23 protein-coding genes are annotated in these 23,338 nt (G+C 71.4%); 14 read left to right on the plus strand and 9 right to left on the minus strand.

Annotated elements, in window-relative coordinates; translation table 11 throughout:
- The 10 genes from AC5RVZ_RS01350 (at position 1) to AC5RVZ_RS01395 (ending at position 9,695) form a co-directional block, all read left to right on the plus strand.
- Positions 1-849, plus strand: coding sequence for an ATP-binding cassette domain-containing protein (locus AC5RVZ_RS01350; RefSeq protein WP_494063992.1), 849 nt, complete (start codon positions 1-3; stop codon positions 847-849).
- Complete coding sequence (locus tag AC5RVZ_RS01355) at positions 846-1,928, plus strand: ABC transporter permease (protein ID WP_494063993.1); 1,083 nt, start codon at positions 846-848, stop codon at positions 1,926-1,928. Before AC5RVZ_RS01350 ends, AC5RVZ_RS01355 begins: the two co-directional genes overlap by 4 nt.
- Before the next feature lie 50 nt (positions 1,929-1,978).
- A complete protein-coding gene (locus tag AC5RVZ_RS01360) occupies positions 1,979-2,980 on the plus strand; it encodes an ABC transporter substrate-binding protein (RefSeq protein ID WP_494063994.1) in 1,002 nt (333 codons plus the stop codon).
- A gap of 72 nt (positions 2,981-3,052) precedes the next feature.
- The gene (locus AC5RVZ_RS01365) at positions 3,053-3,820 is read left to right on the plus strand and encodes an SDR family oxidoreductase (protein WP_494063995.1); all 768 of its coding nucleotides are present in this window, start codon (positions 3,053-3,055) and stop codon (positions 3,818-3,820) included.
- Positions 3,820-5,358, plus strand: coding sequence for a rhamnulokinase (locus tag AC5RVZ_RS01370; protein WP_494063996.1), 1,539 nt, complete (start codon positions 3,820-3,822; stop codon positions 5,356-5,358). The genes AC5RVZ_RS01365 and AC5RVZ_RS01370 overlap by 1 nt, the downstream gene beginning before the upstream one ends.
- Positions 5,355-6,110, plus strand: a complete 756-nt coding sequence (locus AC5RVZ_RS01375; protein WP_494063997.1) for a class II aldolase/adducin family protein — start codon at positions 5,355-5,357, stop codon at positions 6,108-6,110. Before AC5RVZ_RS01370 ends, AC5RVZ_RS01375 begins: the two co-directional genes overlap by 4 nt.
- Positions 6,107-6,841 carry an SDR family oxidoreductase gene (locus AC5RVZ_RS01380; RefSeq protein ID WP_494063998.1) on the plus strand — a complete coding sequence of 245 codons (735 nt, stop codon included), beginning with the start codon at positions 6,107-6,109 and terminating at the stop codon, positions 6,839-6,841. The genes AC5RVZ_RS01375 and AC5RVZ_RS01380 overlap by 4 nt, the downstream gene beginning before the upstream one ends.
- Positions 6,841-7,875, plus strand: coding sequence for a zinc-dependent alcohol dehydrogenase (locus AC5RVZ_RS01385; RefSeq protein WP_494063999.1), 1,035 nt, complete (start codon positions 6,841-6,843; stop codon positions 7,873-7,875). Before AC5RVZ_RS01380 ends, AC5RVZ_RS01385 begins: the two co-directional genes overlap by 1 nt.
- Before the next feature lie 3 nt (positions 7,876-7,878).
- The gene (locus AC5RVZ_RS01390) at positions 7,879-8,706 is read left to right on the plus strand and encodes a class II fructose-bisphosphate aldolase (RefSeq protein ID WP_494064000.1); all 828 of its coding nucleotides are present in this window, start codon (positions 7,879-7,881) and stop codon (positions 8,704-8,706) included.
- Positions 8,703-9,695 carry a 1-phosphofructokinase family hexose kinase gene (locus tag AC5RVZ_RS01395; protein ID WP_494064001.1) on the plus strand — a complete coding sequence of 331 codons (993 nt, stop codon included), beginning with the start codon at positions 8,703-8,705 and terminating at the stop codon, positions 9,693-9,695. Before AC5RVZ_RS01390 ends, AC5RVZ_RS01395 begins: the two co-directional genes overlap by 4 nt.
- Positions 9,696-9,700: 5 nt before the next feature.
- Here the strand turns inward: AC5RVZ_RS01395 and AC5RVZ_RS01400 are convergent, their stop codons facing one another.
- Positions 9,701-10,897: an HAD-IA family hydrolase gene (locus tag AC5RVZ_RS01400; protein ID WP_494064002.1), complete on the minus strand. Its 1,197-nt coding sequence runs from the start codon at positions 10,895-10,897 to the stop codon at positions 9,701-9,703.
- Between the two features lie 99 nt (positions 10,898-10,996).
- On the opposite strand from AC5RVZ_RS01400, the gene AC5RVZ_RS01405 reads away from it, so the two are divergent.
- The 3 genes from AC5RVZ_RS01405 (at position 10,997) to AC5RVZ_RS01415 (ending at position 14,424) form a co-directional block, all read left to right on the plus strand.
- Complete coding sequence (locus AC5RVZ_RS01405; RefSeq protein WP_494064003.1) at positions 10,997-12,406, plus strand: FGGY-family carbohydrate kinase; 1,410 nt, start codon at positions 10,997-10,999, stop codon at positions 12,404-12,406.
- A gap of 56 nt (positions 12,407-12,462) precedes the next feature.
- On the plus strand, positions 12,463-13,371 hold the full coding sequence (locus AC5RVZ_RS01410; RefSeq protein WP_494064004.1) for a hypothetical protein: 909 nt from the start codon (positions 12,463-12,465) through the stop codon (positions 13,369-13,371).
- Positions 13,372-13,455: 84 nt separating this feature from the next.
- On the plus strand, positions 13,456-14,424 hold the full coding sequence (locus AC5RVZ_RS01415) for a LacI family DNA-binding transcriptional regulator (RefSeq protein WP_494064703.1): 969 nt from the start codon (positions 13,456-13,458) through the stop codon (positions 14,422-14,424).
- Between the two features lie 166 nt (positions 14,425-14,590).
- Here AC5RVZ_RS01415 and AC5RVZ_RS01420 read toward each other — a convergent pair whose 3' ends face one another.
- The 5 genes from AC5RVZ_RS01420 to AC5RVZ_RS01440 form a co-directional block, all read right to left on the minus strand.
- Positions 14,591-16,066, minus strand: a complete 1,476-nt coding sequence (locus AC5RVZ_RS01420) for a mannitol dehydrogenase family protein (RefSeq protein ID WP_494064005.1) — start codon at positions 16,064-16,066, stop codon at positions 14,591-14,593.
- A gap of 85 nt (positions 16,067-16,151) precedes the next feature.
- Positions 16,152-17,141: an ABC transporter substrate-binding protein gene (locus AC5RVZ_RS01425; protein WP_494064006.1), complete on the minus strand. Its 990-nt coding sequence runs from the start codon at positions 17,139-17,141 to the stop codon at positions 16,152-16,154.
- Entirely contained in the window at positions 17,138-18,259 is a 1,122-nt protein-coding gene (locus AC5RVZ_RS01430) for an ABC transporter permease (protein WP_494064007.1), read from the minus strand. The genes AC5RVZ_RS01425 and AC5RVZ_RS01430 overlap by 4 nt, the downstream gene beginning before the upstream one ends.
- Positions 18,256-19,050 carry an ATP-binding cassette domain-containing protein gene (locus tag AC5RVZ_RS01435; protein WP_494064008.1) on the minus strand — a complete coding sequence of 265 codons (795 nt, stop codon included), beginning with the start codon at positions 19,048-19,050 and terminating at the stop codon, positions 18,256-18,258. Before AC5RVZ_RS01435 ends, AC5RVZ_RS01430 begins: the two co-directional genes overlap by 4 nt.
- Entirely contained in the window at positions 19,047-19,829 is a 783-nt protein-coding gene (locus tag AC5RVZ_RS01440; protein ID WP_494064009.1) for a nucleoside/nucleotide kinase family protein, read from the minus strand. The genes AC5RVZ_RS01435 and AC5RVZ_RS01440 overlap by 4 nt, the downstream gene beginning before the upstream one ends.
- Positions 19,830-19,981: 152 nt before the next feature.
- Here AC5RVZ_RS01440 and AC5RVZ_RS01445 point away from each other — a divergent pair, with 152 nt between their 5' ends.
- Positions 19,982-20,710 carry an SDR family oxidoreductase gene (locus AC5RVZ_RS01445; RefSeq protein ID WP_494064010.1) on the plus strand — a complete coding sequence of 243 codons (729 nt, stop codon included), beginning with the start codon at positions 19,982-19,984 and terminating at the stop codon, positions 20,708-20,710.
- A 12-nt stretch (positions 20,711-20,722) separates the two neighbouring features.
- On the opposite strand, the gene AC5RVZ_RS01450 is transcribed toward AC5RVZ_RS01445, so the two are convergent.
- From AC5RVZ_RS01450 to AC5RVZ_RS01460, 3 genes are all read right to left on the minus strand, one after another.
- On the minus strand, positions 20,723-21,571 hold the full coding sequence (locus AC5RVZ_RS01450; protein WP_494064011.1) for an alpha/beta hydrolase fold domain-containing protein: 849 nt from the start codon (positions 21,569-21,571) through the stop codon (positions 20,723-20,725).
- A gap of 132 nt (positions 21,572-21,703) precedes the next feature.
- Complete coding sequence (gene rhaI, locus AC5RVZ_RS01455) at positions 21,704-22,870, minus strand: L-rhamnose isomerase (RefSeq protein WP_494064012.1); 1,167 nt, start codon at positions 22,868-22,870, stop codon at positions 21,704-21,706.
- The gene (locus AC5RVZ_RS01460; RefSeq protein WP_494064013.1) at positions 22,867-23,250 is read right to left on the minus strand and encodes an L-rhamnose mutarotase; all 384 of its coding nucleotides are present in this window, start codon (positions 23,248-23,250) and stop codon (positions 22,867-22,869) included. The genes rhaI and AC5RVZ_RS01460 overlap by 4 nt, the downstream gene beginning before the upstream one ends.
- Between the last annotated feature and the right edge of the window lie 88 nt (positions 23,251-23,338).

Consider the following 23,338-nt stretch of genomic DNA (forward strand, 5'->3'; position numbering starts at 1 on the left):
ATGGCGATCAGTTCTACGGTTCCGGTTCTGCAGGCGCGGGGGTTGTCGCGTCAGTTCGGGCATGTGCGGGCGCTCAATCAGGTGGACTTCGAGGTGTATCCGGGGGAGGTGACCGCGCTGATCGGGGACAACGGCGCGGGCAAGTCCACCCTGGTCAAGGCGCTGTCGGGTAACCTCGCCGTCGATTCCGGGACGATCCTGTTCGACGGGCGGGAGGTGGAGATGTCCACTCCGTCGCAGGTGTCGGCGCTGGGCATCGAGACGGTGTACCAGGATCTGGCGCTGGCGCCGCATCTGGACCCGGTGCAGAACATGTACCTGGGCCGGGAGCTGCGCCAGTCCGGACTGGCAGGCGCGCTGGGGTTCATGAAGACCAAGGAGATGCGGGCGCAGTCGCGGGCCGCGTTCGACGAGCTGGGCGCCACCGTCCGGTCGCTGACCTCCCCGGTGGGGGAGATGTCCGGCGGGCAGCGGCAGGCGATCGCGATCGCCCGTGCGGTGCACTGGGCCTCGCGGGTGGTGTTCCTGGACGAGCCCACCGCCGCGCTGGGGGTGCGGCAGACCAAGAACGTGCTGGAGACCATCCGCCGGGTGCGCGACAAAGGCATCGCGGTGGTGTTCATCTCCCACTCCATGCCCCACGTCATGGAGGTCTCCGACCGCATCCAGGTGCTGCGCCTGGGCACCCGGGTCGCGAACATCCCCGCCCACGACACCTCCATGGAAGAACTCGTCGGCCTCATGACCGGCGCCGTCACCCGCGACACCGTCGCGACGCCCCCTGCCGATCTGACCCCCGAAGGCGACCTCGTCGAGGAAGACGCCGCCGACAAGGAGCTGAACTCATGAGCACGACCAAGCCGCCCACCGAGACCGTCGCCATCGGGACGCTCGAGGAGCCGAAGACCGGATTCTGGCGCGGACTGCTGCGCGCCCAGGCGTTCCAGATCCTGCTCGTGCTGATCGTCATCGTGCTGATCTTCAGCGCGCTGGCGCCGGACACGTTCGCACAGTGGTCGAACTTCCGCCTCATCATCCAGAACGCCTCCATCCTCGCCGTGCTGGGCGTCGGCATGACGTACATCATCATCACGGCCGGCATCGACCTGTCGATCGGCTCGGTCCTGGTCTTCTCCGGTGTGGTCGCGGCCATGGTGATGCGGGAGATGGGGGGCAGCGACTGGGGCACCGCCATCGTCGGGATCCTGGTGTCGATCGGCTGCGGCCTCGCATGGGGCCTGCTCAACGGCTTCCTCATCGCGAAGGGCAAGATCCCGCCCCTGATCGTCACGCTCGGCTCGCTCGGGATGGCGCTCGGTCTCGCGCAGATCCTCACGGGCGGGGTCGACGTCCGCCAGGTGCCGACCGTGCTCACCACCACGATCGGCTACGGCAACGTCTTCGGCACCATCCCGACCATCTCCGTGATCGCTCTGGTGATCGTCATCATCGGCGCCGTGGTCCTGCACTTCACCCGCTTCGGGCTGCACACCTACGCCGTCGGGTCCAGTGAGCTGGCGGCGCGCCGAGTGGGCGTCAAGGTCGACCGGCACCTGATCGCGGTGTACACGCTGTCGGGCGGCCTCGCCGGGGTCGCGGGCATCCTGTCGCTGTCGCAGTTCTCCACCACCGCGATCGCCGGGCAGTCGCAGACGAACCTGAACGTCATCGCGGCGGTCGTCATCGGCGGGACGTCGCTCTTCGGCGGCATCGGCACCATCTTCGGCACCGTCGTGGGCCTGTTCATCCCCGCGGTGCTGCAGAACGGGTTCGTCATCACCGGCGTGCAGCCGTTCTGGCAGCAGGTCGCCGTCGGCGCCGTCCTCATCACCGCCGTCTACATCGACCAGGTCCGCCGCGCCCGTGCGATGCGCGGGTCGTCCCAAAGCCTCTGGCGCAAGTTCGTCAGCGGAGGCCGCGGCCGCTAGCGCCCGGCTGATCAACACCCAACACAGTCAAGAGAAGAACGGTGATCACAATGAAGTGGAGCAAGAAGGCGTTCGGGTTCGCCGCAGTCGGCGCAACCGCGACGCTCATCCTCGCCGGATGCGCCGGAGGAGGCGGAGCGGGCGGCGGCGATGCCGACGGCGGCGCCGGCGGCGACGAAGGCTACAACATCGCATTCGTCCAGGGGGTGGCCGGCGACGAGTTCTACATCACGATGGAGTGCGGCATCCGGGAGGCCGCCGAGGCCGAAGGTGCCACGGTCGAGGTGCAGGGGCCGGAGAAGTTCGACCCGACGCTGCAGAAGCCGATCGTCGACGCGGTCGTGGCCTCCAAGCCCGACGCGCTGCTGATCGCGCCGACCGACGTCACGGCGATGCAGGCGCCGATCCAGGCGGCCGCCGACGCGGGGATCAAGGTCGTCCTCGTCGACACCACGCTCGAGGACCCGTCGATGGCGGTCTCGCAGATCGCCTCCGACAACGAAGGCGGCGGCGCTGCGGCGTTCGAGGCGATCCAGGCCGCGCACCCCGAGGGCGGCAAGGTGCTCGTCGTCTCGGTCGACCCGGGCATCTCCACGACCGACGCGCGCGCGAAGGGCTTCGAGGACGCCGTGGCCGAGGACCCGAACTTCGAGTTCCTCGGTGTGGAGTACTCGCACAACGAGCCGGCCGAAGCGGCCCGCATCGTGACCGCGGCGCTGCAGGCCAACCCCGACATCGTCGGCATCTTCGCTGCGAACCTGTTCGCCGCCGAGGGCTCGGCGACCGGCATCCAGCAGGCCGGCAAGCAGGGGCAGGTCACCATCGTCGGCTTCGACGCCGGTCCCGCTCAGGTCGAGGCGCTGCGCAACGACGTCGTGCAGGCGCTCGTCGCCCAGGAGCCGGGCACGATCGGTCAGGAGGGCGTGGCGCAGGCCATCGCCGCGCTGAACGGCGACACCCCGGAGGAGAAGATCCAGACCGGCTTCACGGTCATCACGAAGGACAACCTCGAGGGCGAAGGCGGCGAGGCCGTCTACCGGTCCAGCTGCTGATCCGTCAGCACCCCGCGGCGGCCGGGACCTCTCGTCCCGGCCGCCGCTCCCACCGTCGACGAAAGGGCACAGATGATCTTCCCCGACCTCGCCGGGCGCGTCGCCGTGGTCACCGGCGGCGCACGCGGCATCGGCTACTCGCTGGCATCCGCTCTCGCACGGCAGGGAGTGAGCGTGGGACTGCTGGATCTGCTGCCCGATGTGGCCGGGTCCGCGAAGCGTCTCGCCGATGAGACCGGCGTCGCGACGGCCTCGGCGCAGGTCGACGTGACCGATGCGGCGTCGGTGGAGGCAGCCTTCGCGGCCGTGCGCGACCAGCTCGGCACACCCGACCTCCTCGTCACGGCCGCGGGCATCACGATCTGGGGCGACTCCGCAGAGGTGGATCCCGGCACCTGGTCCAAGGTCATCGGCGTCAATCTCAGCGGCACCTTCTTCAGCACCCAGGCCTTCGCGCGGCCGCTCCTGGCCGAAGGGCGTGAGGGCTCGGCGATCCTCATCTCGTCGATGTCGGGACGAGTCGTGAACGTGCCGCAGCATCAGGCCTCGTACAACGCGTCGAAGGCCGCCGTCGACCAGCTGGCGAAGTCGCTCGCCGTCGAGTGGGCGCCCGCGATCCGCGTCAACGCCATCGCGCCCGGCTACATCCTGTCGGACATGACGCGCCAGTTCACCGAGGCGAACCCCGAGCTCGCCGCCGACTGGGTCTCGATGATCCCCGCCGGCCGCATGGGCGAGCCGGCCGACCTCGACGGCGTCGTGCTGCTGCTGGCCTCGTCGGCGTCCTCGTATCTCACCGGCCAGACGCTCGTCATCGACGGCGGCTACACCGCCATCTGATGGTGTCCACCGCCTACCTCGCCGTCGACCTCGGGTCGTCGAGCATCCGCGTCATGGTCGGCTTCCTCGGGGAGGACCGCTCGGGCACGCCGTCGCTCGCGATCCGCGAGGCGGGCCGGTTCCCCAACACGCCGGTCTCGCGCCCGGAAGGGCTGAGCTGGGATGTCCCCGAGCTGTGGGAGGGGGTGCTGACCGGACTGCGTGCGGGCGTCGACGTGGCGCGGAGAGCCGGCGCGCGGCTGCGAGGCATCGGCGTGGACGCGTGGGGTGTGGACTATGCGCGGCTGACCGCCGACGGCACTCTGCGCGAGTTCATGCGTCACCATCGCGACGCCGACCCGGTGCTCGCCGGGCGCACGTCGGCCACGCGCGACGCCGCCGCCGACTACGCCACGACCGGCGTGCTCGACCAGGCCATCAACACGGCGCATCAGCTGCGTCAGGATGCCGCCGCCCACATCGGCTCCGACGACGACATCATCCTCCTGACCGCCGATGCCTTCGTGTACCTGCTCACCGGCCGCGTGGGCGCAGAGCCGTCGCTGGCCTCCACCACAGCGCTGCTTGACCGCTCCACCGGCGACTGGTCGGCCGCCCTGGCCGCCGATCTTCCGGCCCGGCTGCCGCCGATCGTGCCGACCGGAACATCGGCGGGGACGACGACGACCGCAGTGACCGCCGCGATCGGCGCCGAGCATGCCCTCCCGGTGTTCACCGTCACCGCGCACGACACCGCGGCCGCCTTCATGGCAGTGACGGACGCCGCCGACGAAGGCACCGGCGTCGTCTCCAGCGGCAGCTGGGCGGTCGCCGGTGTCGCCCTGCCCGCGCCGATCCTGACGGAGCAGGCGCGCGTGCTCGGGTTCACCCAGGAGCTCGGTGCGGGGGGCGACACACTCCTGGTCAAGAACCTCAGCGGCATGTGGCTGCTGCAGCAGACGCTGCGCGAGTGGGCCGAGACCGGCGACGAGACACCGGGTTCGGTGCACACCCTCGTGCGACTGCTGAAGGACGCCTCCGGCTCGTCCTATCGCGGTCGCTTCGACCCCGCCGATCCCCTCCTGCAGGCACCCGGGGGTCTGGTCGCGCGCCTGGAGGACGCGTGCGCCGCGAGCGGCGCCGGACGCCCGGCATCCCGCGCCGACCTGGTGCGCGCGATCGTCGACAGCCTCGCGTCGGCCTATGCCGAGACGCTCAGGCAGGTGGAGCAGCTGACCGGACGTCCCCTCGCCCGGGTGCGGATCCTCGGCGGCGGCGCGCGCAACGAGCTGCTGTGCGCGCTGACCGCAGAGCGCACCGGCCGGCCGGTCCTCGCGGGCCCGGTCGAGGCGTCCATCCGCGGCGTGCTGCTGCAGGTCGCCATCGCGGCCGGCGACCTGCCCGACGCTGCTGCAGCGCGCGCCGTGGCGGTCGACGACGGCGAGGACCCCGACCGGCTGTACAAGCCCTCGTCGTCGACCGGCGGCCAGATGCCGGCCGGCCCCGCTTCCGCTGCCGTCCCGGCTGTCGCCCCCATCCCGATCGGAGACCCTGCGTGAACCCGCGCGATCTGCTCACCGACCTCAGTCGCCGCCTCGGCGATCCCGCGATGGATGCCGCGGTGCTCGGCGAGGGGAACACCTCGGTGCGCGACGGCGACACCATGCTCGTCAAGGCGTCGGGCGCCGTGCTCGCCGAAGCGGAGCCCGGCGACTTCGTGCGCGTCGACCTGGCGGAGGCGCTCGCCCTCATCGCCGACGAGGGCGCGGGGGATGCCGAGGTCGACGCGCACTTCGGCGAGATCGCCGCGCGGGAGGGGCGCCGGCCGTCGGTCGAGGCGCTCCTGCACGTGGTCCTGTACGAGGCGACAGATGCGCGCGTCATCGCCCACTCGCATCCCACCGCCGTGAACGCGCTGCTGTGCTCGGAGCGGCCCGAGCTGCTGGTGGATGGCGCTCTCTTCCCCGACCAGATCGTCGTGCTCGGGGCATCCCCCCTGCTCGTGCCGTACATCGACCCCGGTCTGAAGCTCGCGCGCGAGGTGCGGACGCGGCTGCGGGCCCATGCCGACCGGCACGGCGAACCGCCCGCCGTGGTGTACCTGCGCAATCACGGCATGTTCGCCGTGGGAGCCAACGCGGCGCACGTCCTGGGCATGACCGCGATGGCCCAGAAGTGCGCGCGCGCCATCATCGGGGCCGCCGCCGTGGGCGGGGTGCGCTTCATGCCGGCCGACGAGGTGACGCGCATCGAGACGCGTCCTGACGAGAGATACCGGCGGGCGCTGCTCGCCGCGGAAGGAGCACGATGACCGCCGTGACGCTCGAGGGCAAGGTCGCTCTCCTCACCGGGGCGAGCTCGGGCATCGGACTCGCAACGGCCCACGCCCTCGTGGCAGCAGGATGCCGTGTCGTGGCCGTCGCCCGCGACGCCGGCCGTCTCGCCGAGCTGGCCGCGGCGTCGCCGGGTCTCATCTCGACGATCGCCGCCGACGTGTCGGATCCGGGCTCCGCTCAGGAGATCGTCGACGAGACGCTCCGCCGGCAGGGGCAGCTCGACATCGTGCTGCCGAACGCCGGCATCTACGTCGGCGGCGACCTCGTCGACGCCTCTGTCGATCAGATCGCCCATCTCGTGTCGACCAACGTCACCGGCGTGATGACCCTCGTGCGCGCGGCGCTTCCGCCCCTGCTGGAGCAGGGCAGCGGTGACATCGTCGTCACGAGCTCGGTGTCGGGCCACCAGGACATCGAGTGGGAGCCGGCGTACTCCGCGAGCAAGCACGCCGTGCAGTCCTTCGTGCACACCGTGCGCCGCCAGTACGCCGGAAGCGGCGTGCGCATCGGGGCCATCGCGCCCGGTGTCGTGCTGAATCCGCTGTGGGGTTTCGCGCACGGATCGCCGGAGGAGGCGGAGCGCATCGCGGAGCGCACCGGCATCCGCTCATCCGATGTCGCCGACACGATCGTGTTCATGCTGACGCGGCCGGCGCACGTGGTGGTGAGGGACCTCGTGCTGCTGCCCACGGGGCAGCCGATCTGATGAGCGCAGGCACGATGCGGGCGGTGGTCTTCCGGGGGCCCGGAGACCTCGCCTTCGAGCGCGCCGCGCACCCGGTGCCCGGCGCCGGCGAGCTGCTGGTCCGCGTCGACCGGCTGGGCGTGTGCGGAACCGACGTGCACCTTTTCGACGGCTCGCTCGGCTACTTCGCGTCCGGGCTGACGCGATACCCGATGCGACCGGGGCACGAGTGGTCGGGGGTCGTGATGAGCGCGCCGGACGACCGCGTACGCGTGGGCGATCGCGTGGTGGGCGAGCCGTTCCTCAGCTGCGGGCGGTGCGGCCTCTGCCGACGCGGACGCCGCGACCAGTGCCCGGCTCGCGACGAGATGGGGGTGCGCGGGGCGGCACCGGGCGCTGCGGCGGAGTTCCTGGCCGTGCCGGTGGAGAACGTCGCCGTCGTCCCGCCCGGGCTGGATGCGACGACCGCGGTGCTGGCCGAGCCGCTCGTCACCGTGCTGCACGCGCTGAGCGCGACCCGGTGGGAACCTGGGGAGTCGGTCGGCGTCGTCGGCGCCGGGACGCTGGGCCTGCTCGCCGCCCAGGTGGCGCGGGCGGGCGGATCCGCCGTGACGGTGTACGCCCGGGGTGATCGCGCCGAGCGTGCGGACGGCGTGGGAGCGCGGTTCGTGCGCGTCGACGCGGCCGTGGACGACGTCCATGACGTCGTGATCGAGGCCGCCGGAGGCACAGGCTCCGCGGCACTCGCGATGCGGGTGGCCGCGCCGACAGGCCGGATCGCCCTGGTCGGCGTGGCCTCGGCGCCCGAGGTCGTCGACACGACACGAGCCATCACGAAGGGCCTCGAGCTCGTGGGCGTGCTCGGCGGCATCCCGTACCTCCAGCGCGCCGTCGCGCTGCTGGCGGCAGGCGTCGTGCGGCCGGAACCCGTGATCGACCGGGTGCTCCCGTTCGAGCGCTACCGCGACGCGCTCGACCTCGTCGCTGCCGGTCGCACCCGCCTGCCGAAGATCGTGCTCGAGATCGGCCACGCGCCGGACCTCGTCGAGGAGTGAGACGTGACACTGACATCCATGCGAGACCTGCTCGACGGCGCGCGCGCCGTCGCGGCGTTCAACTTCATCCAGCTGGAGGTGGCCGAAGCGATCGTCGCCGGCGCCGAGGCAGCCGGTCACGGCGTCGTGCTGCAGCTGTCGCAGAACGCCGTCGCGTTCCACGGCGCACTGGCTCCGGCGGCGTCAGCGGCGCTGCGCGTGGCGGAGTCCGCCGCCGTGCCCGTGGTGGTGCACCTCGACCACGCCACGGAGGAGAGCCTGATCGAGGAAGCCCTGCGGCTGGGCATCCCATCGGTGATGTACGACGGCGCGCATCTGCCCGATGCCGACAACCTCGCCCGCACGAGGGGGGTGGTCGAGCGCGCCCACGCGGCGGACGTGTGGGTGGAGGCGGAGCTCGGTGAGGTGGGCGGCAAGGGCGCTCACGTGCCGGGCGTGCGCACGGACGTGGAGGACGCATCTGCCTTCGTCGCCGCGACGGGAGTGGATGCGCTGGCCGTCGCCGTCGGCAGCGAGCACGCGATGCGTGAGCGCAGCGCCACGCTCGATGAGGCGCTCATCCGGGCGCTCGCCGAGCGGCTGCCGGTGCCGCTCGTCCTTCATGGATCAAGCGGTGTGTCGGACGCGGGCATCGACGGTGCCATCGCGGCGGGGATGCGCAAGATCAACATCGGCACGCACCTGAACGCGGTGCTCACCGGCGTGGTGCGTGCGGAGCTGGAGCGGGATCCGTCGGTGATCGACCCGCGGACCTACCTTCGGCCTGCGCGCGCGGCCGTCGCCGCGGAAGTGGAGCGGCTCGTGCGGCTGATCTCCGGGGATGCGGCATGAGCGCCCGCTCCGGGATCGTGACGCTGACCGCGGCCGGCGCGATCGATGCGACGTATCGGGTGGGGATGCTGGAGCGCGGGACCTTCACCCGCGCCACCGCGTACGAGCGGGAGGTCAGCGGAAAAGGTGTGAACGTGGCGGCGGCGCTGCGCGTGGGCGGCGTCGACACCGCCGCTGTCGTGGTGCTCGGCGAGGACGACATCGCGTTCGCCCAGCGCTCATCGCACGCGGACATGCTGCGGATCGTCGCCGTGCCGGGCGCGACGCGGGTGAACACCTCGGTGATCGACGATGGCAGAGCGACCACGAAGGTGAACGCGCCGACGCCGCCCATCGCGCGACATGCATGGGCCTCGCTGCGCTCGGCGGTACGCGCGGCCTGCGCGGAGCTGTCGGCAGGGTGGCTCGTGGTCTCGGGCACCGTGCCGACGCTGTCGGAGACGGGTGAGCCGGTCGACCTCGCCGACGTCGTGCGGGACGCAGCCGATACAGGGATCCGCGTCGCCCTCGACACCAGCGGTCCGGCTCTGGCCCGCGCGGCCGGCGACCCCGCCGGCATCGCGTTGATGAAGCCCAATACGCACGAGCTCGCCGAGCTCCTCGACCGGCCGCTCCGGACGATCGGCGAGGTCGCCGACGCGGCGCGGGAGCTCGTGCGGCGCGGCGTCGATACCGTCTACACGAGCATGGGCGCGGACGGCGTGCTGGTGGTGTCGGCATCCCACGTCGTGCACGCGCACGCCGCGGCGCGGGATGTCGTGAACACGGCCGGGGCGGGGGATGCCTCGCTCGCGGGCTTCCTCGTCGGCCTGGGCGACGGTGACGCTCGCGACCCCGACGCTCTCGCTGCGGCTGCCGCCACCGCGGCCGCGTGGGGCGCGCACGCGGTGGCCCAGTCCACGACGATCCTGCCGGACCTCGTCGACCTGCCGGCGGCGCACGTGACCCGTGACCCCGACCCCGCCTCCCCGCTGTCGGAGCCCGCCTGACGGCGTCAGGATGCCGCGCGAAGGCGCAGGCCCTCGGGGGTGACGTCGATGGCGACGCCGTCCAGGCCGTCGAGCACGAGGTCGGCGTGCAGCTCCTCCGCCGCGACCGTCCCGGTCAGGGCGAGGACGTGGCAGCCCGCGGCGCGTGCGGCGGCGACGCCCGCCGCAGCGTCCTCGATGACGAGGCATCGCTCCGGGTCGACGCCGAGCCGCGCCGCGGCGGTGAGGAACGGCTCAGGATGCGGCTTGCCGTGGGTCACCTCGTCCGCCGTCACGAACACATCGGGCGGCACGAAGCCCGCCGCCTTCAGCCGAGCGGTCGCCAGCGACGTCGTCCCTGAGGTCACGATCGCGCGGCGCCGGGCCGGGACGCTGTCGAAGAACGCGCGCGCGCCCCGCACCGGCGGCAGATCGACGGCGTCGGTGGTCTCCAGCTCGGTGATGTGCGCCAGTCCCTCGGCGTGCAGGTCCGGCGGAAGAAGTCGCGCGATGAGGGTGCGGGCGGGCTGTCCGTGGTTCTCGTGCAGCGCCTCGGCGGAGACGCCGTAGTGCTCGGACCAACGGCGCCATGACCGGACGACGGACGCCGTGGAGTCGACGAGCGTGCCGTCGAGGTCGAACAGCACCGCGTCGAACGTGCGGGTGAACAGCTCCGCATCGGGATCGATCCGGCGCCGCACGCCGAGCTCGATGAGCAGGCGGTCCAGCTGCTGAGCTGTCGACAGCTCGGCATCGACGGGCGTCACGGGGATGGCCGGTGCCATCGGAGCCGTGTCCGGCCGATGCTCATCGCGAGCCTCGCCGCGCGCCGCGCGCCGTGCGGCGAACAGAGCAGGATCTCCCTCCACGTGGATGACGCGCAGCGACGCCGGCGCGACGGCATCCTGCAGCAGCTGCCATTCCTCGCCGCCGGCGAGCTCTGCTGTGAACGGAGCGACGAGCACGACGCCGCCCGCCGTGGCGACGGCGTCCCTCGCGACCGCGCGCAGCGCCGCATAGCGCCCGTCGCGGATCGCGCCCGCGTGCGGCGATGTCAGCCAGTGTCCGCCGAAGACCTCATCGCCGAGGGCGTCCAGGAGGGGCGTCGTGACGGCATCGAGGTCGACCAGCGGAAGGCGGAGGGATGCCGCCAGCGCGCGGCCGAGCGTCGACTTGCCGCTTCCGGCGGCGCCTGCGACGGCCACGGCGATCGGCTCGGGCATTTGACAGGACTCCGGCATACGTCCACCATAGACGTATCAAGTCACCGGTGTCATGCTTGATTTCACGCGGTTCGCCCGTGACACCGAAAAGGAGACGCCGTGTCCGACGATGCACGCAGCGAGGTTTCGCACGCGGGTGAACGACGCGCGTCGACGTCTGTCGCCCTGCCGCTCTCGGCCGGCCTGGACCTCGGCAGCACCGGCCTGAAGATGCTCGTCGTCGACGCGTCCGGAGCGGAGATCGCCAGCCACCAGGTGCCCACGCCGTGGCGCGCCGGCGACGGCGGCACGACCGAGCTGGACGCCCCCGCTCTCGTCGACGCCGTCCGCTCGCTCCTGGACGGGATCGACGCGGCGCTCGCCGGCTGCACCGACGCGTCGATCGATGCGATCGCGATCGCAGGCATGGGGGAGACGGGCATCCTGATCGATGCTGAAGGCGACCCCGTGGCGCCGGGCTTCGCGTGGTTCGATCCGCGCGGCGCCGAGCAGGCCGCAGCGTTCCCCGACCACATCCGATCGCAGTTCGCCGGGCGCACCGGACTGCCACTGGGCGCCCAGGTGACTGTCGCGAAGCTGGCGTACCTCCGCGACGCGGGGATGCCGCTCGCCGGCACGCGCTGGCTCAACCTGCCGGAGTTCCTCGCGGCATCCCTCGGCGGGGACATCGCGCTCGAGTACTCACTCACCTCGCGCACGGGGCTCCTGGACCAGGACACCGGCCGGGCGTGGCCGCAGATGCTCGAGGCGCTCGGGCTCGATGAGACGTTCCTGCCGCCTCTGCGCGGTGGCGGCGTGCCGTGGGGACGCGTCGACCCCTCCTTCGGTTCGCGGACCGCGGGAGCGGTCCTCACCGTCGCCGGCCACGACCACCTCGTCGCGGCCGCAGCGAGCGGCTCCCTCGGCACCGACGCGTACCATGTGTCGATCGGCACCGCCGAGGTGCTGCTGCGCGTGCTCGACGCCCCGCTCGGCTTCGCCGCGCGTGAGCGTCTGGCCGATGCCCTCATCAACGAGGTCCGACACATCGTGCCCGGCAAGCACGTGCTGGTCGCCGGGGCCAAGACCGGGCTGCTGCTGCGGCGGGCGCTGCAGGCCGCCGGCATCTCGGACCGTGCCGGACGAGACGCCCTGGATGCCGCCGTCATGGCCGCGCCCGTCGAGGGCGCGCTTCCCGCCGGTGCGATCGAGGTCGCCGGCGCCCGCAACGACGACGGGGTGCTGCGCCTGACCCTCAACACCGACGGTGCGACGCCCGCCGAGATCTTCGGCGCGGTGCTCCGCCACAGCAACGCCGAAGTCGCTGCCCTCGTCGCGGCGATGGACCGCGAGGTGGCGCCCGCCGCGCACGCGACACTCACCGGCGGGTGGGCGGGGATGGCCTCCGTCCGCCGCGCCCGCGCCCTCGTGCTGCCCGATCTGCGCGTCTCAGCGCGCGAGGAGGAGACCGCGTTCGGAGCCGCTCGCATCGCGCAGGCGCTTCGAACCGACCAGACCGTGCCGGCCTGAGCCGGCGAACGCGCCGGCGTGAGCCGGAGCAGGACCACCCACCAGGAGAAGAACCCATGACCACCACCACCGCCGTCAACGCCATGACCACACTGGAGCGGCGCGCGCTGCAGTCGATCTCCACCCCGGACGGCAACATGCTCATCGTCGCGGCCGACCAGCGCAACGGCATGAAAGCCGCCATCAAGGACGCGCCGGGCGGCCCGGAAGCGATCACGCGCGAAGAGCTGGCTGCCGTGAAGGCCGACCTCGTCCGCCACCTCGCCAACCACGCCCCCGCGATCCTCCTCGACCCCGAGGTCGCGCTGCCGGCGATCGTCGACGACGGTGTGCTCGCCCGCGAGACCGCCCTGGTCGTGGGGCTCGACGCCTCGGGATTCGAGACCGTCGACGGGCTGCGATACACGCGGTTCGTGCCCGGGGTCACCCCGCGCACCGTGCGCGAGCTCGGCGGCGGCGTCGCCAAGATGCTCTACTACACGCGCCCCGACAAGCAGGATGAGACCTCCCGCGTGTTCGCGGAGATCCGCGACCTCGTCGAGGCGTGCGAGGCCGAGGGGCTGCTCCTCATCGTCGAGCTGCTGACCTACCAGCTGGAGGGGGAGTCCGACCAGGAGTACGCTGCCGCGTTCCCCGCACTCGTCGCCGAAGGCGCCGCGCTGGCCGTCGCCGCCGGGGCGAAGATCCTGAAGCTGCAGTACCCGGGCTCGGCTGAGGCCAGCGCGGCCGTCACCGCCGCCGCGCAGGGCGTGCCGTGGGCGGTGCTGTCGGCGGGCGTCGACCATGAGACCTTCATCGGCCAGGTGGCCACCGCCGTCGCGAACGGCGCCGCCGGAGCGATGGCCGGGCGGTCCCTGTGGAAGGACAGCCTCTCCTTCGACGCCGCTCGCCGCGCGGAGCTCCTCACGACGCGGGCGCTTCCGCGTCTGCGCGAGCTCGCCGACGCCGTGGACGGGCGTGCCTGAGCTGCGAGTGTGAGCGCACTGCGCCGATAAGGTGGCCGAGGCCGCACTGAGCGGACGGGATGCGAGGAGGTGCCGGTGACGACGATGCGGGATGTCGCCGCGCGCGCGGGCGTCAGCACGAAGACCGTCTCGCGGGTCTTCAACGACGACCCGCACGTGCTGCCTGAGACGCGCGCCCTCGTCGAGCAGGCGATGCGCGAGCTGAACTACGTGCCGAACGTGCTGGCGACGACGTTCCGCGCCGGGCGGACATCCGTCATCGGCGTCGCTGTGCCCGACATCGTCGACCCGTTCTTCGCATCCATCGCGCGAGCTGTCGAGGACACGGCTCGCGAGCGCGGTCTGTCGACGCTTGTGACGAGCCTCGGTGAGAACCCCGACGACGAGCGGCCCGCCATCGAGTCGATGCTCGGCCGCCAGCTGTCCGGCCTCGTCGTCGCGCCGGTCGGTGTGGATCACTCGTGGCTGCAGCGCTGGCGGGAGCACACGCCCATCGTCTTCGTCGACCGGGCGCCGGTCGGTCTCGAGACCGACACGTTCACCGAGGCCGACGAGGCCGGCGCGGTGGAGGCGGTGGGACACCTGCTGTCGCACGGCCATCGCCGCATCGCCTATATCGGCGACGTGGTCCACCTGTCGACCGAGACCAACCGGCTCGAGGGCTGGCGGCGGGCGCAGCGCGAGGCGGGCATCGAACCGGACGACGACCTCGTGCAGGTCTTCGTCTCGGACCGGGATGCCGCCGCAGGCGCCGTCGCACGCCTGCGCGCGCTGCCCGATCCGCCCACTGCGATCTTCTCGGCGAACGCTCGATGCTCGATGGCGCTCGCGTCGGTTCTGCGCGACGAGCCGATCGCCCTCGTCGGATTCGGCGACTTCCCGATGGCCGACGTCCTCACTCCCTCGATCACGGTGATCGATCAGAACCCGCGGCGGCTGGGAATCCTGGCAGCGGAGCGGATCTTCGCGCGGCTCGCCGGCACCGACGTCGACGGCGCCGCGGCGACCGTCATGGACGTCGGTCTGGTCGAGCGGGAGTCCTGCCGCATCTAGCGCCGCCTCCCGGCAGCCCGTGTGGTGACCGTCCACGCCGGCCGTCGGCTCGCCGCGTTCACAACTCAGGCAGAACCGGCCCTTCGTCCGGCCAGGACCCCGGAATCCGTCATCCTGCCTGAGTCATGCGCACCCGTGCAGCGGGCAACTGCCGCCGAGGAGCCGCTCAGCCCAGCGCCGCGATGCTCGCCCGGGCGCCGCGTGCCGCGAGCGAGGCCCGCGCGGCGATGAAGGCCTCACGCAGTGCGGGGTCGGCCCCGAGGTCGCCGAAGACCGGCGCGAAGTCGAGGAAGGCGCCGGGGGTCGAGCGCTCCGCGGCCACCGCAGCCTGCAGCGCATCCAGCCGTCGGTCGGATACCGGTGTCGGGGTGCCGTCCTCGGCGGTGCCCTCGAGGAAGACGCTCCAAGCGGCCAGCACGAGCGCCGCACGGGCGATCCGGCCCTCGCCGGCGAGCTGCGCCCTCACCACGGGCAGCAGGAACTTCGGGATGCGGTCGGACCCGTCGACGACCTGACGGGCGAGGGTGTCGCGCACCGCCTCGCTGCCGAAGCGCGCGAGCAGCTGTTCGCAGTAGGCATCCAGGTCGATGCCCGGGACGGGAAGAAGCGTCGGGATCGCCTCCTGGTGCATGTAACCGCGCAGGAATCCGGCGAACAGGGGGTCGGCGCAGACCTCGTGCACGAAGGTCGCACCGGACAGGATGCCGAGGTAGCTCATCGCCTGATGCGACGCGTTCAGCAGCCGCAGCTTCATCAGCTCGTACGGTTCGACGTCCTCGACCAGCTGCACACCCACCGTCTCCCACGGCGGGCGGCCGAGCGCGAAGTCGTCCTCGAGCACCCACTGCTCGAACGCCTCGGAGCGCACCGGCCACCGGTCCTCGATTCCGAACCGATCCTTCACAAGCGCGCGGGTCTCGTTCGTGGTGACCGGCGTGATGCGGTCGACCATGGAGCTCGGGAACGACACGTTCTCGCCGACCCAGGCGCCGAGTTCGGCATCCACCCGTTCCGCGAAGCCGGTCACGGCTGTCCGGGCGACGTCCCCGTTGCCCTGGATGTTGTCGCACGACATCACCGTGAAGGGAGGCACCTGCGCCCGGCGACGTCGCGCCAGCGCCGTCACGAGGTACCCGAGCGCGCTCCGCGGCGGCGCATCCCCGCCGAACCCGGCCAGATCCGCCAGCGTCGCCTCGTCCTGTGGATCGAAGGCGCCCGTGGCGTCGTCGATACCGTAACCGCCCTCGGTGATGGTGAGCGAGACGATCCGGGTGCCGGCGTCGGCGAGCTTCGCCAGCACCGCTTCCGGGTCGTCGGGTGCGAAGAGGTAGTCGGTGAGCGAGCCGATCACGCGCGCCGTCTCGGTGCCGTCGGGGGCGGCGGTCACGAGCGTGTACAGGCCGTCCTGCCGGCGCAGGGCGTCGCGCATGGCGGCGTCGGAGGGGAGGAGGCCGACGCCGCAGATACCCCACTCGGTGGACCCGGTGGCGAGGATGCGGTCGACGAACATCGCTTGGTGCGCGCGGTGGAAGTTGCCGACGCCGAAGTGCGCGATGGCGCTCGTCACGGCGGTCCGGTCGTAGGCGGGGCGTTCGACCTCGGGAGCGAGGGCGTCCAGATTGTCGGCGTTGAGAGCGACCATGTCGCCATCCTCCAGGGATCGGGGCGAGGAAGAAAGGAACCCGTGGGCGCCCGACCTGCGGGCGCCCACGGGATGCCGACAGAGGTCAGCAGCTGGACCTGTAGACCGCGTCGGCGCCCTCGGTCTCCAGGTTCTCCTTGGTGATGACGGTGAAGCCGGTCTGGATCTTCTCCTCCGGGGTGTCGCCGTCGAGTGCGGCCAGCGCCTGCGCGACACCGTCCTGACCGATCGTCGCCGGCTCCTGGGCGACGAGCGCCTGCACGACGTCGTTCTTCAAGGCCTCGACCTGGGCGGGACCGGCGTCGAAGCCGACGACCGTGACCTCGCCCTGCTTGCCGGCCTGCTGGATGCCGGTGGCGGTGCCCTCGGCGGCGAACAGGTTCGCGGCGAAGATGCCGACGATGTCAGGGTGCGCCTGGAGCGCCGCGGTCACGATGCGGGCCGCTTCGGCCGGTTCGTTGTGCGAGTACTCGATGCCGAGCGACTCGAACTTCGGGTCGTCGGCGACGGCTGCTTCGAAGCCTTCGGCGCGCGCGTCGGAGGTCGAGATGCCCGGGTCGATCGAGACGACGAGCACCTTGCCGCCCTCAGGGTGCGCGGCCTGGATCGCCTCGAACGCCGCAGCGCCGCCGCCTTCGTTGTCGGAGGCGATCTGCGAGACCGCCATCGACGGGTCCTCGAGCGTGGTGTCGACGAGGACGACCTTGATCCCCGCGTCGGCGGCCGCCTGGATCGGCGCCTGCATCGCCGTGACGTCGGTCGGCGCGATCAGCAGCGCGTCGGGCTTGGAGGCCACGACCGCGTCGACGATCGGCTTCTGCAGCGTCGGGTCGAACTTCTCCGGCCCCTGCACCTCGACCGTGGCACCTTCGGCCTCGGCGGCCTCCTGGATGCCGCACTGCATGGAGATGTAGAACTCGTCTCCCGCGACGCCCTGCACGAATGCGATGTCGTAGCCGTCGTCCCCTTCCGTGCCGGTGGACGCGGTCTGGCCGCCTGCCGAACAGCCGGCCAGGGCGAAGGTCGTCGCCGCGCCCAGCGCGACGAGACCCAGAGCAGGCTTGCTCCACTTCATCGTGATTCCCGTTCTCTCGGTGTGTCGGCCGCGCGCTGACCGCGCCGGCCTCCGCTGACGAACCTGCGCCAGAGGCCTTGGGTGTTGCCGCGCATGGCCGCCGACCGGCGCACCTGGTCGACGTAGACGGCGGTGATGAGGACGGCGCCGACGGCGACCTGCTGCCAGAACGGCTGCACGCCGGTGATGACGAACCCGTTCTGCAGCACCGCGGGGATGAACAGGCCCACGACGGTGCCGAGAATCGTCCCCACGCCGCCGAAGAGCGACGTCCCGCCGATGACGACCGCCGCGATGACGTTGAGGTTCGTCTGCGACTGCCCGGCGATCGCGGTGGTGGAGAACTGCGACAGCGACAGGATGCCGGCAAGCCCCGCCAGCCCGCCCGAGAGGGCGTAGATCGCGATCAGCTGCGCGTCCACTCTGACGCCGACCCGGCGCGCGGCGATCTCGCTCGAGCCCACCGCGAGCGTGTGCAGGCCGAAGCGCGTGAAGCGCAGACCGATCGCGCCGACCACGATCACGGCGAGGGCGATGACGGAGATCGTCGGGATCGTGCCGAAGAGGTTGCCGTATCCGATCGTCGTGGTGAGGACGGTCGGAACCTGGCGGATGTCGACCCCGCCGGTGAGGATCTGCGCGAGACCCAGAGTGATGCCGAGCGTGCCCAGCGTCACGATCAGCGGCGGGATCTTCGCCTTGGCGATGAGGAAGCCGTTGAACAGGCCCCACGCCAGGCCCGCGGCGATCGAGACCAGGATGCCGACGATGGCCGTGCCCCAGCCGTCGCCGCCCATCGCCCGCATCACCATCGCCGCGACGACGCCCGAGAAGACCAGCACGGAGCCGATGGACAGGTCGATGCCGGCGGTGATGATCACGTAGGTCATCCCCACCGCGAGCACGGCGAGGATGGAGGCGTTCTGGATGATGAGGCGGAAGTTCGACCACTGTGCGAACGTGTCCGGCGCCAGCGCGCTGAAGATCAGCACGATGACGATCAGCACGAGCAGGATCTGGAACGCCTGCGCCCTCACGATGCGGCGAAGGAAGGAGATCTGCGGCTCGTCGAAGGTGCCGATCGCGACCGTTTCGGTCGGGGGCTTGGTGGTGGTCACAGCGTGTCCTCCTTCGCAGGGACGGTGTCGCGGGTGACGGCGCCGGTCATGAGGCCGACGAGTTCTTCCATGGAGGTGTCGTGGGCGGGGATGTTCGCGACCCGGGTGCCCAGACGCAGCACCTGGATGCGGTCGGAGACCTCCATGACGTGTGGCATGGAGTGGGAGATGAACACCACCGCGATGCCTTTGTCGCGCACCCGGCGGATGGTCTCCAGCACGTTCTTGGTCTGCCGCACCCCCAACGCGGCGGTGGGCTCGTCCAGGAACACCACCCGGGAGGCCCAGTGCACCGCACGGGCGATCGCGATCGCCTGCCGCTGCCCGCCGGACATCTCCCCCACCGGGGAGGTCAGCGACCGGACCGTGGCGCCCAGCTCGTCGAACGCGACCCGCGACTGCGCCCGCATCTCCTTGGTCTTCATGAACCCCAGCGCGCCTGCCAGTCCGGACTGGCGCAGCTCCCGGCCCAGGTACATGTTCTGCACCGGGTCCAGATGCGGCGCCAGCGCCAGATCCTGGTACACCGTCTCGATGCCCAGCGCCGACACCTGCGACGGAGTGGACATCTCCACCTCCCGCCCATCGAACAGGATCGTCCCCGAATCGACGGCGAGGTTGCCCGACAGCGCCTTGACCAGGGTGGACTTGCCCGCGCCGTTGTCCCCGATCAGCGCGGTCACCTCCCCCGGATACACCTCGAAGTCCACCTGATTGAGCGCCCGCACATGCCCGAACTGACGCGACAACCCCCGCGCCTGCAGAACCGGAACCGTAGCCGTCATCGTCATGCGTGATCTCCTTCGGACGGGGATGTGGGACGGGAGGCGACGCGCACCACGAGGTCGGCACGATCACGCGCGGTCTCGACGAGGCGGGCGTTGGGCTCGTCGACGTCGCGGACCCAGGCGGTGGCCTCGTCGGCGGGATGCCCGTGCCCGAGCCGTCGGGCGACGAGGCGCCGCCGGCGTTCGTCGGCGTCGACGTCCAGGTACCAGACCTCGTCGAGAAGCGGGCGGACCGCATCCCATCCGTGCTCATCGTGGAGCAGGTAGTTGCCTTCGGTGATCACCAGCGGCACGTCGGCTCTCACCGGCACGGCGGAGCCGATCGACTCCTCGAGCTCGCGGTCGAAGACAGGGGCGTAGATCGTCCCGGCGGTCTGCGTCGACAGCCGCCGGAGCAGTGCGACGTAACCATCGACGTCGAATGTGTCCGGCGCGCCCTTGCGGTCGCGGCGCCCGAGGCGCACGAGCTCGGCGTTGGCGAAGTGGAAGCCGTCCATGCCGACGACGACGGCGCGGTCTCCCAGAGCATGCAGCAGGGCGGCGGTCACGGTGGACTTGCCCGCGCCGGGGGTGCCGGTCACTCCCAGGATGCGGCGGCGCCCGTCGCTCAGGAGCAGACGAGCGCGCTCGGCCAGCTCATCGAGCGTCGCTTCGGCGATCGGCGGGGGCGTGGGGCGGGTGCTGAACACTGCTTCGTGGTCTTCCTCGAGTCGATGCGGAGGCATCGCGGCTGCGTCGGTGGAGCGGGTCGCCGCTGCGGGAAGCGGCACAACTTCGAGCACGCTACGCTGATCATGTCACCGGTGTCAAGCCCACCACCCGCACCACCATGACACCGGAGACATGACCGCGATTCTGTGGTTACATGTCCCACGGCGTCGCTGCCACGCGGCGTCGTCCATCGTGATCGATCCCGCAACAGAGAGCACGTCCCATGAGCGATTTCCAGGGCCGCACCATCCTCGTCACCGGCGCCGGCGGCGGCATCGGCGGTGCCACCGTCCGGCACCTCGTCGCGGCAGGGGCAGACGTCCTCGCCGCGGGGCGGACGCCGGAGAGCGTGGAGGCGATCGCCCGCGAGACCGGCGCCACCCCCGTGGCATTCGACCTGGAGTCCGAGGAGGAGATCCGCACCGCCATCGAGGGCCGCGACCTCTACGGCGTCGTGAACTGCGGGGGCTGGGGCGGCGAGATCGCCACCCCCATGGACACCGACATCGCCGTCTTCGACAAGGTCATCAGCATCAACGCCCGCGGCGCGCTGCTGGTCATCAAGTACGCATCGCGCGAGATGGTGCGCCTGGGTAAGGGCGGTGCGATCGTCAACGTGTCGAGCCAGGCGAGCCTGGTGGGTCTTGCAGGCCACATCTCGTACGGCTCGTCGAAGGCTGCGCTCGACAACATCACGAGGGTCTCCGCGCTCGAGCTCGGCGGCTACGGCATCCGGGTCAACAGCGTCAATCCGACCGTCGTCATGACCCCGATGTCGGCGTGGTACTGGGGCCGTCCCGACATCGAGGGGCCGTTCCTCGACGCGATGCCGCTGCACCGCTGGGCGACCGAGGACGACATCGCCGCCCCCATCGTCTTCCTGCTCAGCGACGGCGCGGCGATGATCTCGGGCGTCTCACTGCCGATCGACGGCGGCTACACGAGCCGCTGACGCGGAGGTCGGCTACGCCTTCGTCCCGACGCCGGCGGGAAGAGCGGCGAGGCGGGCGGCGAAGAGGTCGATCGTGCGCGATGCCGCCGGGCCCTCGTGCGGGCGGTTCAGGTGTCCGTGGTCGGTGCCGGGTTCGACGAGCATCTCGACGTCGCGCCCGGCCGTGCGCAGGGTGGCGGCGAACACCTCGGCCGACACCCGCAGCTCATCGACATCGCCGTTGACGATGAGCGTCGGCGGGAAGTCGCGGAGCTCGTCGGGCGTCGCGAGCCCGGGGATCGCCGCCACCGGCGCGCCGGCGACGTCGCCGCCCAGGTAGTTCTCGTACATGCGCAGCACCGCCGCAGGTCCGAAGCGGTCGGCGACCGGGTCGGCGTCGAGGGCGGCGCGCAGTGCGGCATCCGGGGCGGGCTGCACGGCGAGCAGCGTCGGGTAGGCGAGCACCACGAGCGCGGGAAGCGGCGCGAACCCCCGCTCGATGAGGCGCAGGGTGGCACCCGCGGCGAGATTGCCGCCCGCACTGGCGCCGCCGAGGGCGAGGCGGGTGCGGTCGATCCGCAGCCGGTCGGCCATGTCGACGGTCCACGACCAGGCCGAGATCACATCGTCGGATGCCGCGGGATAGTGGTGGCCGGCACGTCCGGCGGCGGGCGCGTCGGGGTCCGGTGCGAGGCGGTAGTCGACCGAGACGACGGTGGTGCCGTGCGCGGCGAGGCCGCGAGCCACGCCGTCGGCCTCGGGCATGTCCAGGTCGCCGAACGCGAATCCGCCGCCGTGCGCCCAGACCAGGCCCGAGCCGTTGGGAGTGCGCGCCGGGTAGACGCGCACGAGCCCGTCCGCGGCGGAGTGCGGGTCGCTCATCGGCATCCTCCGTGTTTCATCGGTCGCTTCCGGTGGCTGCTGCCCGCCGCTTGTGGAGGGGAACGGCCGGAAGGTGGACCGGGGCTGCGGGGATCGGCATCCCGCAGCCCCGGCGGTTCGGGGGGAGGGGGCTTACGCGCCCCAGCCGGCCTGGACGCCGCCGACGCGCTCCTGGGCGATCTTCTCCTGGTAGCCGGACGCCGCGTACGCGGCCATCGGGTCGGCCGGCAGTCCGCGCGACTCGCGCCACTCGGCGAGGGCCGGGCGCACGTCGGTGTAGAAGGCGTCCATGAACACCGCGTTGGCTGCCAGCACGTCGTTGGCGCTCTGCGCGGCGGCAAGGGCGTCGCGGTCGACCAGCAGTGCGCGAGCGGTCATCTCCTGGACGTTGAGCACCGAGCGGATCTGGCCCGGGATCTTGTCCTCGATGTTGTGGCACTGATCGAGCATGAACGCCACGTCGGGGCTGTTCAGCCCGCCGCCGCGGACGACCTCGAAGATGATGCGGAACAGCTGGAAGGGGTCGGCCGCGCCGACGATGAGGTCGTCATCGGCGTAGAACCGCGAGTTGAAATCGAACGAGCCGAGCTTGCCCAGGCGCAGCAGCTGCATCACGATGAACTCGATGTTGGTGCCCGGCGCGTGGTGGCCGGTGTCGAGGCACACCACGGCGCGCTCGCCGAGGGCGGCCACCTGCGCGTACGACGTGCCCCAGTCCGGAACGTCGGTGTGGTAGAACGCCGGCTCGAAGAACTTGTACTCGAGCACGAGGCGCTGCTCGTCCGACAGGCGCGCGTAGATCTGCTGCAGGGAGTCCTGCAAGCGGTCCTGCCGCCCGCGCATGTCGTTCTGACCCGGGTAGTTCGACCCCTCGGCGAGCCAGATCTTGAGGTCCCGCGACCCGGTCTCGTTCATGATGTCGATGCACTCGAAGTGGTGATCGATCGCCTTCTGGCGGATGCGGTCGTCGTGGTGGGTGAGGGCCCCGAACTTGTAGTCCTCGTCCTGGAACGTGTTCGAGTTGATCGTGCCGAGCGAGACGCCGAGGTCCTCCGCGTGGCGCCGGAGGTCGGCGTAGTCGTCGACCTTGTCCCACGGGATGTGCAGGGCGACGCTCGGTGCGAGGGCTGTGTAGCGGTGCACCTGCGCGGCATCGGCGATCTTCTCGTACGGATCGCGGGGCGTCCCCGGCGTCGGGAAGACGCGGAAGCGCGTGCCGGAGTTGCCGAACGCCCACGAGGGGAGCTCGATGCCCTGCTGTTCGAGCGTGGACTGGATCTCGGGAGACAGCGTCGTCATGATGCGGTGCTTTCCTTGTGGGTGGTCGCAGCTGCGGCCAGCTGGTCGTGCAGATGGAAGATCTCGGTGAGCGGCGTGGCGGCCTGATCGGGGCGGCCGTCGAGTCCGATGAAGAAACGCGCCATCTCGGCCTCCCAGCGCGCGGCCACCTCGGATCCGGCAAGGTACGCCTGTGCCGCTTCATCGTCGTCGGTCTCGTAGTAGCCGATCAGCCGGCCGCCGTCGCCGAGGAAGAGCGAATAGTTCCGGCGTCCCGCCGCGGCGATCTCGGCCAGCATCTCGGGCCACACCGGCGAATGCCGTGCGATGTACTCGTCGAGCAGCTCGGGCTTGATGCGCAGTTCGAAGCAGACGCGCGTCGTCGCGGTGGCGCTGGTCATCGGTGGAGCTCCTCGGGAAGGGGGCGCGTCGTCGCGTCCGCGCTATGAATCGTTTCAACGATAAGCGACGATCCTCGGGCGCGCAAGG

The organism is Arthrobacter sp. Cza30 (assembly GCF_059090765.1).

Bases quoted from the DNA above. Each gene is read 5' to 3' on its own strand.
- AC5RVZ_RS01350 (WP_494063992.1), top strand. From the start codon at position 1: ATGGCGATCAGTTCTACGGTTCCGGTTCTGCAGGCGCGGGGGTTGTCG.
- AC5RVZ_RS01355 (WP_494063993.1), top strand. From the start codon at position 846: ATGAGCACGACCAAGCCGCCCACCGAGACCGTCGCCATCGGGACGCTC.
- AC5RVZ_RS01360 (WP_494063994.1), top strand. From the start codon at position 1,979: ATGAAGTGGAGCAAGAAGGCGTTCGGGTTCGCCGCAGTCGGCGCAACC.
- AC5RVZ_RS01410 (WP_494064004.1), top strand. From the start codon at position 12,463: ATGACCACCACCACCGCCGTCAACGCCATGACCACACTGGAGCGGCGC.
- AC5RVZ_RS01415 (WP_494064703.1), top strand. From the start codon at position 13,456: ATGCGGGATGTCGCCGCGCGCGCGGGCGTCAGCACGAAGACCGTCTCG.
- AC5RVZ_RS01365 (WP_494063995.1), top strand. From the start codon at position 3,053: ATGATCTTCCCCGACCTCGCCGGGCGCGTCGCCGTGGTCACCGGCGGC.
- AC5RVZ_RS01385 (WP_494063999.1), top strand. From the start codon at position 6,841: ATGAGCGCAGGCACGATGCGGGCGGTGGTCTTCCGGGGGCCCGGAGAC.
- AC5RVZ_RS01460 (WP_494064013.1), bottom strand. From the start codon at position 23,250: ATGACCAGCGCCACCGCGACGACGCGCGTCTGCTTCGAACTGCGCATC.
- AC5RVZ_RS01400 (WP_494064002.1), bottom strand. From the start codon at position 10,897: ATGCCCGAGCCGATCGCCGTGGCCGTCGCAGGCGCCGCCGGAAGCGGC.
- AC5RVZ_RS01380 (WP_494063998.1), top strand. From the start codon at position 6,107: ATGACCGCCGTGACGCTCGAGGGCAAGGTCGCTCTCCTCACCGGGGCG.
- AC5RVZ_RS01370 (WP_494063996.1), top strand. From the start codon at position 3,820: ATGGTGTCCACCGCCTACCTCGCCGTCGACCTCGGGTCGTCGAGCATC.
- AC5RVZ_RS01445 (WP_494064010.1), top strand. From the start codon at position 19,982: ATGAGCGATTTCCAGGGCCGCACCATCCTCGTCACCGGCGCCGGCGGC.
- AC5RVZ_RS01450 (WP_494064011.1), bottom strand. From the start codon at position 21,571: ATGAGCGACCCGCACTCCGCCGCGGACGGGCTCGTGCGCGTCTACCCG.
- AC5RVZ_RS01395 (WP_494064001.1), top strand. From the start codon at position 8,703: ATGAGCGCCCGCTCCGGGATCGTGACGCTGACCGCGGCCGGCGCGATC.
- AC5RVZ_RS01420 (WP_494064005.1), bottom strand. From the start codon at position 16,066: ATGGTCGCTCTCAACGCCGACAATCTGGACGCCCTCGCTCCCGAGGTC.
- AC5RVZ_RS01425 (WP_494064006.1), bottom strand. From the start codon at position 17,141: ATGAAGTGGAGCAAGCCTGCTCTGGGTCTCGTCGCGCTGGGCGCGGCG.
- AC5RVZ_RS01435 (WP_494064008.1), bottom strand. From the start codon at position 19,050: ATGACGATGACGGCTACGGTTCCGGTTCTGCAGGCGCGGGGGTTGTCG.
- rhaI (WP_494064012.1), bottom strand. From the start codon at position 22,870: ATGACGACGCTGTCTCCCGAGATCCAGTCCACGCTCGAACAGCAGGGC.